We start from the raw sequence: 11308 nt of genomic DNA on the forward strand, positions 1-11308 counted from the left end.
CCGCGTGCTCACCTCCGTCGTAGCCGACAAGGTCCGCCTCGCCGACGACGTGTCCGTCGTGCGGACCGGCGACAAGTGTGTGGTCGTGTTCCGCCACGGGCGGGTCGCGTTCGGGGCGCGTGACACGGCGCTCGGTGCCGTGTTGGCCGCGCTCGAAGCGGGGCCGGTGAGCCGCACCGAGCTCGAAGCGGCGGCGCTGGCGGCGGGTGGTGACCCCGTGTCGGTCCTGGCGAGGCTGGACTGGTTGCTGGCCAGGCTGCACGGCGCGCTCGTCCACTCGGTGGCCGTCGACGGACGCGAGGTCGCCCGCGTGGTCCCGCTTACTGGTGACGGCGCGTACCGCCCCGCGCCGGTGCCGCACGGCCCGATCGCGTTGTCACGGCTGGCGTTCCTGCGCCGGCGTGGCACCGAAGCGGTGCTGGAGTCGGGACGGTCGGCGTACCGCGTGGTGCTGTGCGGATCCGAGGCGGTCGCGGTCGCCGCGGCGCTGGCGCGTCCGGCGGACCTCGCCGCGCTCGCCGCGGACCTGAAGCTCGACGCGCGCCTCGTCGCCCGGCTCGTCGCCGCCTTCACCGCCGCGGACCTTACCGATGCCGGCGACTCCGAGACCGACCAATGGAACTTCCACGAGATCCTGTTTCACGCGCGGAGCCGGCTCGGCCGGCACGACGAACCGTTCGGCGCGACCTTTCCGTATCTCGGGGAACGCGATCCGCTGCCCGCCGAGTATCCCGCCCGCGAGGGTCCGGCGGTCGTGCTGCCGCGGGTGACCCTCGACGCGGTGGCCCGGCGCGATCCGCCGCTGGTGATGGTCCAGGAGGCGCGCCGGTCGGTGCGCCACTACGGGGCCGATCCGCTGACCCTCGACCAGTTGGGGGAGTTCCTGTACCGGGTGGGCCGGGTGCGGGCGGTGTACGGCCCGGCCGAGGGAATGCCGTACGAGGCGGTCGACCGGCCGTACCCGACCGGCGGTGCGTCGGGTGACATCGAGATCTACGTGACCGCGCACCGCGTGGCCGGACTCGACCGGGCGGCGTACCAGTACGACGCCGTGGCGCACCGGCTGGTGCGGGTCTGCGCCGATCCGGCGCGCGTCGACGCGTTGCTGCGCGGCGCCGCCGTCGCGACCGGTGGGACGCCGACACCCGACGTCCTTCTCACGTTCACTTCCCGATTCGGCCGGATGACGTGGAAGTACGACGGAATGGCCTATGCCGCCACGCTCAAGCATGTCGGTGTCCTGTACCAGACGTGTTATCTGGTCGCGACCGCCATGCGGCTGGCGCCGTGCGGGCTGGGCAGCGGTGACGCGCAGCTGTCGGCGCGGGTGCTGGGGCTGGACTGGGCCAGCGAGTCCTCGGTGGGCGAGTTTCAGCTCGGCAGCCTGCCACCGTCGGCCCCCGGCGCGGCCGGTGCCGGGCGGCCGCACTGGCGCGGGCACAACGATCCGGAGTGGGCGGCCCGGGCCTCCTTCGGGCTCGGACAGGTCGGCCGTTCGGACGGTTATTCAGGTGAATAGGCGCATGTAAGGATTGGCCGCGGTAAGGGGGTCGTCGCATATGGCTACCGTCGACGAGTCGCCCGACCGGGCGCCGGTCACCCCGGACCTGGCGGTCCGCATCGCGCAGTGGGCCGTCCTGCTGCTCACGGTGGCCTACTTCAGCTTTCCAGCCGCGCGGGTGCTCAGCCACGAGTCCCCGCTGAGCGCGGCCGGTGCGTTGGCGGCGCTGGCGTTGCTGGCCGCGTTGCAGTTCCGGCACACCTGGCACGGGCTGCGGGCCGAGCCGAAGGTCGCGTGGTCGCACACGCTGCTGTGGCAGGCGCTCCTGTCGTACCTGCCGGCGTACCTCGCCGGTGACGCGTGGCTCGGCGTCCCCTCGTTTCTGGCCGCCTCCGCGCTCGTGATGCTGCGTTCGCCGCGTGGATACCTGGTCTTCGCCGCCGTGGTGGTGGCCGAGGTGCCGTTCGCCGCGCTGTTCTACCGAGGCATCGGCGACATCGCGTACGCGTGCCTCACCACGGCCGTCACCGGGCTCGTCGTGTACGGGTTCATCCGGATGGCGGCGCTGGTGCTGGAGGTGCACCGGCTGCGGGCGTCGCTGGCCCAGCGCGCCGTCGACACCGAACGGCTGCGCTTCGCCCGCGACCTGCACGACGTGCTCGGCCACACGCTCGCCGCGATCGTCCTCAAAGGAGAGTTGGCGGGCGCCATGATGCACACCCGTAGCGACGACGCCGAGCGCGAGCTGGCCGAGATCGTGGGTCTGGCCCGGGCGGCGCACCGCGAGGTACGGGAAGTGGTCAGCGGCTACCGGACCGCCACGCTCAGCGCGGAGCTCACCGGGGTCACCACCGTGCTCACCGCCGCGGGTATCGACTGCGTGGTCGACGCCGCACCGCTCGACGCGTTGCCGGCCGAGGTGTCCGGGCCACTGGCGTACGCGTTGCGGGAGAGCGCGACCAACGTGTTGCGGCACAGCCGCGCCAGCCGTTGCGACATCACGCTGCGGACCGCCGACGGCGGGGTCGACCTGACCGTCGTCAACGACGGTGTGCCTTCCGGCGCCGAAGGGCCGCCGGGCAGCGGGCTCAACGGGTTGCGGGAACGAGTCGCCGGCGGCCGGGGCCTGCTGCGAGCCGGCCCGCTGCCCGACGGCCGGTTCGAGCTCGCCATCCACATGCCGTTGCGAAGCGGCTCGCGCCTGGTGGAGGCTCAATGATCCGCATCCTCGTGGCCGAGGACATGCACATGGTGCGCGGCGCCCTGGTTGCCCTTCTCTCGCTCGAAGACGAGTTCGAGGTGGTCGCCGACGTCGCCACCGGCACGGCCGTGCTGCCGGCCGCCCTGCGCGAAAAGCCCGACGTGGCGATCCTCGACATCAACATGCCCGGCGCCGACGGCCTGAGCGCCGCCCTGCAGCTGCGCCAACGGCTGCCGTCCTGCCGCACCATCATCCTCACCAGCCACGCCGAGGCGGGCAATCTCGCCCGCGCGATGCTGGCCCAGGTGTCGGCGTTCCTTCCCAAGGACGCGCTCCCGGCGCGGCTCGCCGATGCCGTCCGGCGCGTGCACCGGGGCGAGCGGGTGCTCGACAGCGAGGCCGTCGTGGCGGCGTTCCAGCAGGGCGCCAACCCGTTGACCGACCGCGAACGTGACGTGCTCTCGTGCGTCGCCGAAGGGTCCGACGTCAGCGACGTGGCCGCGCGCCTCTACCTGGCCAAGGGCACCGTGCGCAACTACCTCTCGTCGATCATGTCCAAGATGGGCGCCCGCAACCGCGTCGACGCCGTACGGATCGCCCGCGACCGCGGCTGGCTCGGCGCCTGACCCTCCTCTACCGACCGTCCGTTGTGGACTGTGTCCACAGCGGACGGTTCGTCGCGTGCGGCATGACATTCGTCATGCGCGGGTCGTTGCGCGCGTGACTGTCGGCGGTGGCACGGGATTCGGCACGATTAACGCGTTCGATGACCGTCGAACACCGGTGTAGCGGACAGTCCAGATGCCCGCTCCCCGCACCGTCACGAGTCGGCTCCCTGCCGGCACTGTAGGAGGAGGTTGGCCATGGCCGAGGGATACTACGTTCTGTCGGAGACCGAGCGTCGCAAGTTCGCGGGCATCGTGTCGAAGATCTGGTCGGACGAGGCGTTCGCCGAGCGCTGGCAGAACGAGCCGTTCGCCGTTCTGGCCGAGCACGAAATCGAGTACCCGAAGGGCTTCCCGCCGCCGCTCGTGCCCGAGAAGCCGTCCGGCGACCTCAGCCTGGAGAGCCTGGAGGAGATCGTCGCCGGCTCCGAGGCGGAGGGGACCGCGGGCACCCTCGGCAGCGCGAGCTCGGTCAGCTGCCCGGCCGGCACCGCCGCCTGCTTCGGCTCGTACGGCTCCGCCGCCGCCCAGGCCTGACACACGTCGGATCGGGGCGCCGGCCACGCCAGCGCCCCGTTCCGGACGCGCGGACTCCGAGGAGGGTCAGATGGCTTCCATTCCGGCCGAGCACCGCGCTCGGTTCGCCCGGCTCATCGCGGACGCGTGGTCCGACCCGGACGTCGCGGCCCGCTACGAACGCGAGCCGGTGGCTGTGCTGGCCGAGTACGGCATCGTTCTCGACGGCGACAGCGCGGCACCTGAGCTGCCACCGGCTCCCGGCGACGTCGCCGTGGAGGATCTCGGCGTATCCGCCGGCGCGGCGATGGCCACGATCGGTACCGTCAGCTGCCCCGGCTCCTGCATCGGGCTGAGCTGACCATGGCTGGCGACGGTGCGGCCGTGCCTTCTACGGTGGTCGCCGCACCGGTCCTGGCCGGCGCCCCCGCCGAGGGGCAGGTACGACGGGCGCGGGCCGTCGTCGTGACCCGCACGATCGCGTACGTCTTCGCCGTCGGCATGCTCGGCTTCGGCCTGCTCCCGATCGTCAACGCCGTGGTCCGGGACCGTCCGCTGTGGACACTCGTGGTGGGCTCCGTCGCGTTCGCGATCGCGGCTCTCGCGTTCGTCCGCGTCGTGACGGTCGCGATGAAGCACCCGTGGCGCAACCAGACCGTACGCCAGACGGCCGTCGTGGTCGGCATCGCGATCGCCTTGCCGGTGCTGGTCGACGCCGACTGGCAGATCATCGGGTTTCTACCGGTGGCCGCCGTGACGGTGTCGCTGCGGCCGCGCTACGGACTGCTGGCGGCGCTCGCGGTGCTGGCCGTGCTCACCGTGGAGCGCGGCCTGCTCGGCGTCAACGGCGTCGCCTTCCTCACCCTGCAGGATCTGCTCACCGGGATGACGCTCGCCGGCATCATCGTGCTCGTCGCCTTCGTCGAGGAGTTGTTCGCGGCGCGGGCGGAGATCGCCCGGCTGGCCGTCACCGCCGAACGCAGCCGGTTCGCCCGCGACCTGCACGACACGCTCGGCCACAACCTGTCGGCGATCGCGCTCAAGTCCGAGCTCGCGCTGCGGCTGCTCGACGCCGACCCGGTGCGCACCCGTACCGAACTCCTCGACGTCCACGACATCGCCCGCGAGTCGCTGCGCGACGTGCGCACGGTCGTCAAGGGGTACCGGCGCGACTCGCTGGAGCGCGAGCTGAGCGGTGTCCAGTCGGTGCTGGTGTCGGCCGGCGTGCGGTGCGAGATCTCACCGCTGGCCGCCAGCCTGCCCGGCCCGGTCGAGGAGGCGCTGGCGTGGGCGGTCCGTGAGGCGGCCACCAACCTCTTGCGGCACAGCGTCGCCAGCCGTTGCGACATCGCCGTCGACGTCACCGACACGTCGGTGCGGCTGACCGTCGTCAACGACGGCGCCGGCCAGGCCGAGCCGGACACGCACGGCGGCAGCGGCCTGGCCGGGCTGACCGAGCGCCTGAACCCGTTGGGCGGCCGGCTGACCGCCGCCGCCCAACCCAACGGCGAATTCACGTTCACTGTGGACATTCCCATCATCCAGGGGAGGAAACGATGATCCGCGTACTCGTCGCCGAGGACCAGAACCTGATCCGTGGCGCACTGGTGGCCCTGCTGTCACTCGAGCCGGACATCACCGTCGTCGCCGAGACGGCTCGCGGCGATACGATCCTGGCCGAGATCGAGCACAGCCGGCCGAACGTCGCCGTGGTCGACATCGACCTGCCCGGCATGGACGGCATCGTCGCCGCGCAGCGGCTGAAGGACGCCGGCTCCCCGGTGCGGATCCTGGTGCTGACGAGTGTGGGTACACCCGGGAACTTCGACCGTGCCATGCAGGCCGGCGTCGCCGGCTTCCTCGTCAAGGACGCACCGAGCGACCGCCTTTCCCGCGCGATCCGCGACGTGCACGCCGGCCGCCGCGTCATCGACGTCGAACTGGCCGACGCCGCCGGCGGCCCGGCCCCGGTCGCCGCCGCCAGAGTCTCCGCCGGGCCGCTGTCGTCGCGGGAACGCGGCATTCTGGCCGCCCTGCGGGAGGGCGCGTCGCTGCCGTCGCTGCGGTCGGTGTTCGGACTGTCGAGCGCGACCCTGCAGGCACACCTGGCGGCCGCCCAGAGCAAGACCGGCAGCCGCTCGTCGGCCGACGCCGCGCGTGTCGCCTACGAGAACGGCTGGCTCTGACTGTCCGCCGCCTTCGCGGTGGCGCGGTTCAGCTGTTGAGTTCGGTGACGAGGGCGCGAAGCCAGGGTTGGGCCAGTGCGGGCTCGCGGCCGACGGCGCGGACCAATGCGTGGCGTCCGGTCCGGCCGCGGCCGTCGGCGCTGCCGGCCAGCGCGCCGCCGAGCAGGTCGAACATCGAGTCCAGAGACCTACCGACGAAGACGAGGTCGCCGTTGCCGCTGCGAGCGAGCACCTTGCCGGTGCACGCGACCAGGTCGTCGAGAAACCACAGGTCCGGCGGGCTGGTGCCGCGCAGCAGCGAGCCGAGCTGATCGGGAGTGACCAGGTCCCAGCGGAACGGGACACTCTGCTCGGCTGCGGGCACGCTGGGATCGTCCCACAGTGGGACGGGTACGTGCGGCTGCCGGAAGGAGGTCATCGGCTCGGTCGTCGTGCTGGAGTGTGACGACATCGAGAAGGCGGTACGGATCGCGGCCACCTGGCCGCTGGCCGCGGGGATGAGCGCGCTGGAGGTCCGTCCGGTGGTGAGCCGCGAGTAGTGGTGCGGCCGGCGTGCCAGCCGTCCGGCGGCAGGTATCGGCGCGGGCGGCGTGACCACCCAGGGGCGGGCCCGCGGAGCCGACGAGGCGCCTCTATGGTGGGTCGATGGCGTCGGTCAAGCAGTTCCAGGTCACCTTCGACTGCGCGGAGCCGGAGCGCGTCGCTCGTTTCTGGTGTGAGGTGTTGGGGTACGTCGTACCGCCGCCGCCGGAGGGGTTTGCCAGCTGGGACGATTTCAATCGCGCGCTGCCGCCGGAGCGCCAGGGTTCGGCGTTCGCATGCGTCGATCCCTCGGGTGTCGGCCCCCGGCTGTACTTCCAGCGCGTTCCCGAAAGCAAGGTCGTCAAGAACCGGGTGCACCTCGACGTGCGGGTCGGCACCGGGCTCGTGGGTGAGGAGCGCCTGGCCGTGCTTGAGGCCGAATGCGCACGACTCGTCGCGCTCGGCGCGGTACGCGTGCGCCTGCTGCCGGCCGATGACGAAAACGAGTCGTGCCTCGTGATGCAGGACGTCGAGGGCAACGAGTTCTGTCTGGACTGAACGGCGCCGAATAATTCGATACCGATGGGCGTACACACGATGGATGGGTGAGCTGCGGCTGCCCGGCGGCCAAACCACGGGCGCCGTGCTGATCGGCGATGTCGTCCACAAGCCGGCGGCGCCGTCGGCGGCGACGGTGCACGCGTTGCTGCGGCATCTGGAGGATGCCGGCTTCGACGGCGCCCCGCGGCGCTACTGGATGAAATCCAGGCAGGCGTAGCCAGGGTCCGGTGGTGGGGTGGTCTGGTTGGGTTCGGGCGGCGCGGTCAGGTCGATCAGCGTCCACCCCATCGAGTCGGGCTCTTCCGGCGTCCAAAGGTGGGAGTCGACCACCCGGCCGCGGTCGTCGAGGGCGGCTATCACCCGGACGAAGTAGTCGACCGGGTCGCCGGAGTAGCGGGCCGAGCGCACGAACCACAGCCGCCGGGCACCGGCCAGCGCCGTGTCGACCGAGCCTGGTTGGCAGGTGTCCGCGCTGGTGAGCCGGAAGAAGCCGGGTATCGGCAGGTCCCTGCCGCCGCGGCCGTACCAGTCGGCGAAGGGCCGGCTGAACCGGTAGAAGATGATGACGTCGCCGGGGCGCAGTTGGGCGGCGACCTCGTTGAGGATGTCGCGGCCCGGATCGCGGTAGCGCGGCTGGCGCACCTGGTCGACGCCGTCGGCGAACGCCGGGGTGGCCGCCACGCCCGTCATGACGATGGCCAGCGCCGCCGCCACCAGTGCCGCCACCGGCCGCCACCGGCGGTCGCCGGAGCGCAGGGCCCGCACGGTGTGTATGGCGACCCGGACCGCCGCGTCCACGCCGGCCGCCGCCGCGACCAGGACCGGTGCCAGCAGGTAGACGGCGATCCGGCCCTCCCACGGGTACGCCCGGAGGGCGGCCGCGCCCAGCGCGGCGAGGCCCAGGCCGCCGAGCAGGCCGGCCCAGATCGCCTTGCCGCGCAGCACCAGCGCCACCAGGCCGGCGATCACCAGCACCAGCAGGACGAGGGGGAGGTGCCAGCCGAGCGGATCGTCGGTGAAGCCCGACCACATCCGCGGCAGCCAGGCCACCAGGTCGGACGGGCCGGCATGCTCGGGCGGGAAGCCGTTGGGAAAGATCTGGTACTGGTTGCCCGGGATCGTAAACTGCATGCGCCGCCAGACCAGCAGCGCACCCATCGCCAGCGCGGGTGTCGCGGCAAGGCCCAGTGCCAGCGCGGTGCCGCGACGGCGAGACAGCAGCAGGACCAGCACCCCGCCGGCGGTGGCGCCCGCGACCACGATGATGGCGCTGTAGCTGAACGGTGCGACCACCAGCCCGGTCGCGGCGAGCGCGGCGGCGTACAGCCAGCGCCGGCGCGGGTCCGCCGACCGCTGGTCGTTTTCGACGAACAGCCCCATCGCCAGCAGCAGCACCATCGCGGCGGCAGCCTCGGTCGAGTACTGCTTGAGCTCCCCCGCGTAGTAGAGCAGCCCCGGGCTGAACGCGGCCAGCGCGCTGGCGAGCACGGCGGCGCCCCAACCGATCGCTCGCCAGGCGAGCAGCGCGGTCAGGATGAGGGTGAACGCCGCGCCGAGTAACCCGGCGAACCGCAGGGATTGCTCGTCTTTGCCGAGTGCGTGATAGAACAGCTTGCTCTCGAACAGCCAGCCGGGCGGGGCGATCTGTGAGTAGGCCAGGGGGCCGGTCAGCTCCCACCAGCTTTTACCCCGCAGGTTTATGGCGATGTATATTTCGTCGGCCCATAGCCCGCGATCGCTCGCCCAGACCCGCACCTGCCCAGCGATCCCGACCAGCACGACGAAGCCGATGGCGAGCCACCGCCAGATCGCCTGGGAACGACCGGCTTGGAGCGGCGGGGATGTTTCGGGCGAAGGAGCGGAATCCACGGTGGCAAGTTGCACGCGGTCAGGCTGCCACAAGCGGTGTCAAGTCACAACGTCATCAACAGGCAAACAACTGGGTGTACACGCTATCGGGCTCATTGGACTCCCGAATGCGGCGGCCGCGACGGATCCTCGCGCAATCGTGAACCGGGATTCAGGATTCAAGGCGTCGTGTCCGTGTGCACCTCGACCTCGTAGATGAGTTGGATGGGCTCGCCGTTTGTGGTGCCGACGAAGACGGGTTCGGCGGCGGGGGTACGGCCTTGACGCCAGACTTCCTCGCGGGCGGAGTTTCGCGACTCGTGGTGCACCTTTCCCGCGTGGTGGAGATCAAGCACGCGGCGGGCAGTTTTCTTGTCGGTGTCCAGATGTATCCGTACCAAAGGCATTGGTCGGAAACCTCCTAAACGACGAACAGGCAACTTATCAGCGTTAAGTTGCATGAGCACTGTACTAGAGTGGTGCGGGTGAACGCGAGCGAATTGGGCGAGCCGCCAGGTGGAGGCCGGGCTGGTCGGCGGGGCGGCGCCGGCGACACGGTCTGGCTGCGTCAGGAGCCGTCCCGTCCCCGCCGCACGCCACCGCTGACCCGGGAGCGCATCGTCCAAGCGGCCGTGGCCCTGCTGGACGAGCAGGGCACCGAAGGGCTGACCGTGCGGCGCCTGGCGCAGCGCCTCGGGGTCACCTCGACCGCCCTCTACTGGCACGTGAAGACAAAGGACGACGTGCTCGACCTGGCCGTCGACCACGTCTTCGACGAGGTGGAGATCCCCGATGCCGGTGCCGGCTGGCGGGACAACGTGTACGAGTTGACGGCCAGGTGGCGCGCGGTGATGCTTCGCCATCCCTGGGCACCCAGCCTGATCGGGCGGCCGATGCTGGGCCCCAACGTCCTCGCGCGAACCGAGTTCCTGCAGTCAGCGCTCGTCCGCGGCGGCCTCACGGGCGTACACCTGGCGGTCGTCACCCGGCTGTTGGCCAACTACGTGATCGGCGCTGCCCTGACCGAAGCCACCTGGCGTCAAGCCGCGGACCCTGAGGCACGAACCGCGGCGCGACAGCACATCGCGGCCAACCCCGCCGCGTACCCCACCCTCGTCGCCTCCGGCCATCTCGACGATGGGCGATGGAGCGACGACGACCTGTTCGAACGCGGCGTCGACGCCATACTCGCCACCCCGCAAAAGGGCCAGCCCGCGCGGTCCTGACGGCTGCTCGAGCCGGGCAGGCTGTGGTTATCTTGACCGACTCTTTCGAGGCGATGTTTCGGAGTGGACTGATGCCAGAGCTTGGCCGCGTACTCGTGCTCGCTGGAGGGCTCTCCCCGGAGCGCGAGGTCTCCCTGCACTCCGGGCGGCGAGTGTTCGACGCGCTGCGCCGGCTCGACGTGGACGTCGAGTTCGGCGATCTGGGCCCCGACCTGATGGAGACTCTCATCGCCGACCCGCCATCGGTCGTGCTGCCCGTCCTGCACGGCAACCCGGGCGAGGACGGCACCGTTCGCGAGGTGCTGGAGCTGGTCGGCGTGCCCTATGTCGGGGCGTCGGCCGAAGCCTGCCGGCTCGCCTTCGACAAGCCACTCGCGAAGGCGCTCCTGGTCCAGGCGGGCCTCGGTACGCCGGCCTCTGTGACGCTGCCCCGCGAGGCCTTCCACGACCTGGGCGCCGCTCCGTTGATCTCGCTCGTCCTCAAGCGGCTCGGCCTGCCCCTGTTCGTCAAGCCACGCGCCGGCGGATCCGCCTTCGGCGTCAGCCGGGTCAACGACGCGGACCAGCTGCCCGCGGCGCTGATGGCGTGCTTCGCGTACCACGACACCGCGCTCATCGAGCGGGCCGTGGTCGGCGTCGAGGTCGCCGTCGCCGTCGTCGACCTGGGAGACGGGCCGGTCGCGACGCCGGCCGTCGAGATCGTGCCCCGCAGGGGGATCTACGACTACGCCGCCCACTACACCGCGGGGGCGACCGAGTTCTTCTGCCCCGCCCGCTTGAGCGACCCGGCGGCAGCGGCCGTCGCGGAGGCGGCACTCACCGCGCACCGGGCGCTGGGCCTGCGCGACCTGTCGCGAACCGACCTGATCGTCGACAAGGACGACCGGGTGTTCGTGTTGGAGACGGCCGTCGCGCCCGGCCTCACCGAGACCTCCACCTTCCTCATGGGCCTCGCGGCCAAGGGCTACGCGTTCGAACGCGTCTGGCTGCAGCTCGCCAGGCTGGCCGAGGCGAGGGGCAGCTCGGCGGCCGTGCGGCGCTCCTGAGGCACCGCGTCGAGCCGAGGAGGCGCGTCGCTGACG

Annotated in this window: 15 protein-coding genes; 12 read left to right on the forward strand and 3 right to left on the reverse strand. The window is 71.4% G+C overall.

Annotation, left to right across the window (positions count from 1 at the left end):
• Positions 1-4 precede the first annotated feature (4 nt).
• From RB614_RS06435 to RB614_RS06465, 7 genes are all read left to right on the forward strand, one after another.
• Positions 5-1519: a SagB family peptide dehydrogenase gene (locus RB614_RS06435; protein ID WP_308711438.1), complete on the forward strand. Its 1515-nt coding sequence runs from the start codon at positions 5-7 to the stop codon at positions 1517-1519.
• Between the two features lie 40 nt (positions 1520-1559).
• Positions 1560-2720 carry a sensor histidine kinase gene (locus RB614_RS06440; protein WP_308711439.1) on the forward strand — a complete coding sequence of 387 codons (1161 nt, stop codon included), beginning with the start codon at positions 1560-1562 and terminating at the stop codon, positions 2718-2720.
• Entirely contained in the window at positions 2717-3328 is a 612-nt protein-coding gene (locus RB614_RS06445) for a response regulator transcription factor (protein WP_308711440.1), read from the forward strand. The genes RB614_RS06440 and RB614_RS06445 overlap by 4 nt, the downstream gene beginning before the upstream one ends.
• A 237-nt stretch (positions 3329-3565) precedes the next feature.
• Positions 3566-3904, forward strand: a complete 339-nt coding sequence (locus tag RB614_RS06450) for a thiocillin family RiPP (RefSeq protein ID WP_308711441.1) — start codon at positions 3566-3568, stop codon at positions 3902-3904.
• Between the two features lie 70 nt (positions 3905-3974).
• Complete coding sequence (locus tag RB614_RS06455) at positions 3975-4244, forward strand: TIGR04351 family putative TOMM peptide (protein WP_308711442.1); 270 nt, start codon at positions 3975-3977, stop codon at positions 4242-4244.
• Between the two features lie 23 nt (positions 4245-4267).
• Positions 4268-5443, forward strand: coding sequence for a sensor histidine kinase (locus RB614_RS06460; protein WP_308711443.1), 1176 nt, complete (start codon positions 4268-4270; stop codon positions 5441-5443).
• Entirely contained in the window at positions 5440-6069 is a 630-nt protein-coding gene (locus RB614_RS06465; RefSeq protein WP_308711444.1) for a response regulator, read from the forward strand. Before RB614_RS06460 ends, RB614_RS06465 begins: the two co-directional genes overlap by 4 nt.
• Positions 6070-6097: 28 nt before the next feature.
• On the opposite strand, the gene RB614_RS06470 is transcribed toward RB614_RS06465, so the two are convergent.
• Complete coding sequence (locus RB614_RS06470; protein WP_308711649.1) at positions 6098-6487, reverse strand: hypothetical protein; 390 nt, start codon at positions 6485-6487, stop codon at positions 6098-6100.
• Between RB614_RS06470 and RB614_RS06475 the strand changes: the two genes are divergently transcribed.
• The 3 genes from RB614_RS06475 to RB614_RS06485 all read left to right on the forward strand — a co-directional run bounded on the left by RB614_RS06475 (position 6387) and on the right by RB614_RS06485 (position 7369).
• Positions 6387-6608: a YciI family protein gene (locus RB614_RS06475; protein WP_308711445.1), complete on the forward strand. Its 222-nt coding sequence runs from the start codon at positions 6387-6389 to the stop codon at positions 6606-6608. The genes RB614_RS06470 and RB614_RS06475 overlap by 101 nt on opposite strands.
• A 106-nt stretch (positions 6609-6714) precedes the next feature.
• Positions 6715-7149, forward strand: a complete 435-nt coding sequence (locus RB614_RS06480) for a VOC family protein (RefSeq protein WP_308711446.1) — start codon at positions 6715-6717, stop codon at positions 7147-7149.
• A 43-nt stretch (positions 7150-7192) separates the two neighbouring features.
• Positions 7193-7369: a hypothetical protein gene (locus RB614_RS06485; protein ID WP_308711447.1), complete on the forward strand. Its 177-nt coding sequence runs from the start codon at positions 7193-7195 to the stop codon at positions 7367-7369.
• Here the strand turns inward: RB614_RS06485 and RB614_RS06490 are convergent.
• Positions 7342-9036 (reverse strand): hypothetical protein, encoded by a 1695-nt coding sequence (locus RB614_RS06490; protein ID WP_308711448.1) that lies wholly within the window; start codon positions 9034-9036, stop codon positions 7342-7344. The two genes, RB614_RS06485 and RB614_RS06490, sit on opposite strands and share 28 nt — an antisense overlap.
• A gap of 143 nt (positions 9037-9179) precedes the next feature.
• On the reverse strand, positions 9180-9407 hold the full coding sequence (locus RB614_RS06495) for a hypothetical protein (protein WP_308711449.1): 228 nt from the start codon (positions 9405-9407) through the stop codon (positions 9180-9182).
• A 78-nt stretch (positions 9408-9485) separates the two neighbouring features.
• On the opposite strand from RB614_RS06495, the gene RB614_RS06500 reads away from it, so the two are divergent.
• Both RB614_RS06500 and RB614_RS06505 read left to right on the forward strand, forming a co-directional pair.
• Complete coding sequence (locus RB614_RS06500; RefSeq protein ID WP_428982931.1) at positions 9486-10226, forward strand: TetR/AcrR family transcriptional regulator; 741 nt, start codon at positions 9486-9488, stop codon at positions 10224-10226.
• A gap of 71 nt (positions 10227-10297) precedes the next feature.
• Entirely contained in the window at positions 10298-11272 is a 975-nt protein-coding gene (locus tag RB614_RS06505; RefSeq protein WP_308711450.1) for a D-alanine--D-alanine ligase family protein, read from the forward strand.
• The last annotated feature ends 36 nt before the right edge of the window (positions 11273-11308 follow it).

The sequence above is a fragment of the Phytohabitans maris genome, from assembly GCF_031085175.1.
Classification (GTDB): domain Bacteria; phylum Actinomycetota; class Actinomycetes; order Mycobacteriales; family Micromonosporaceae; genus Phytohabitans; species Phytohabitans maris.

Excerpts from the sequence above, each read along its gene's own strand:
- RB614_RS06450 (WP_308711441.1), top strand. The coding sequence starts at position 3,566 with ATGGCCGAGGGATACTACGTTCTGTCGGAGACCGAGCGTCGCAAGTTC.
- RB614_RS06455 (WP_308711442.1), top strand. The coding sequence starts at position 3,975 with ATGGCTTCCATTCCGGCCGAGCACCGCGCTCGGTTCGCCCGGCTCATC.
- RB614_RS06470 (WP_308711649.1), bottom strand. The coding sequence starts at position 6,487 with ATGACCTCCTTCCGGCAGCCGCACGTACCCGTCCCACTGTGGGACGAT.
- RB614_RS06445 (WP_308711440.1), top strand. The coding sequence starts at position 2,717 with ATGATCCGCATCCTCGTGGCCGAGGACATGCACATGGTGCGCGGCGCC.
- RB614_RS06485 (WP_308711447.1), top strand. The coding sequence starts at position 7,193 with ATGGGTGAGCTGCGGCTGCCCGGCGGCCAAACCACGGGCGCCGTGCTG.
- RB614_RS06465 (WP_308711444.1), top strand. The coding sequence starts at position 5,440 with ATGATCCGCGTACTCGTCGCCGAGGACCAGAACCTGATCCGTGGCGCA.
- RB614_RS06495 (WP_308711449.1), bottom strand. The coding sequence starts at position 9,407 with ATGCCTTTGGTACGGATACATCTGGACACCGACAAGAAAACTGCCCGC.
- RB614_RS06440 (WP_308711439.1), top strand. The coding sequence starts at position 1,560 with ATGGCTACCGTCGACGAGTCGCCCGACCGGGCGCCGGTCACCCCGGAC.
- RB614_RS06480 (WP_308711446.1), top strand. The coding sequence starts at position 6,715 with ATGGCGTCGGTCAAGCAGTTCCAGGTCACCTTCGACTGCGCGGAGCCG.
- RB614_RS06505 (WP_308711450.1), top strand. The coding sequence starts at position 10,298 with ATGCCAGAGCTTGGCCGCGTACTCGTGCTCGCTGGAGGGCTCTCCCCG.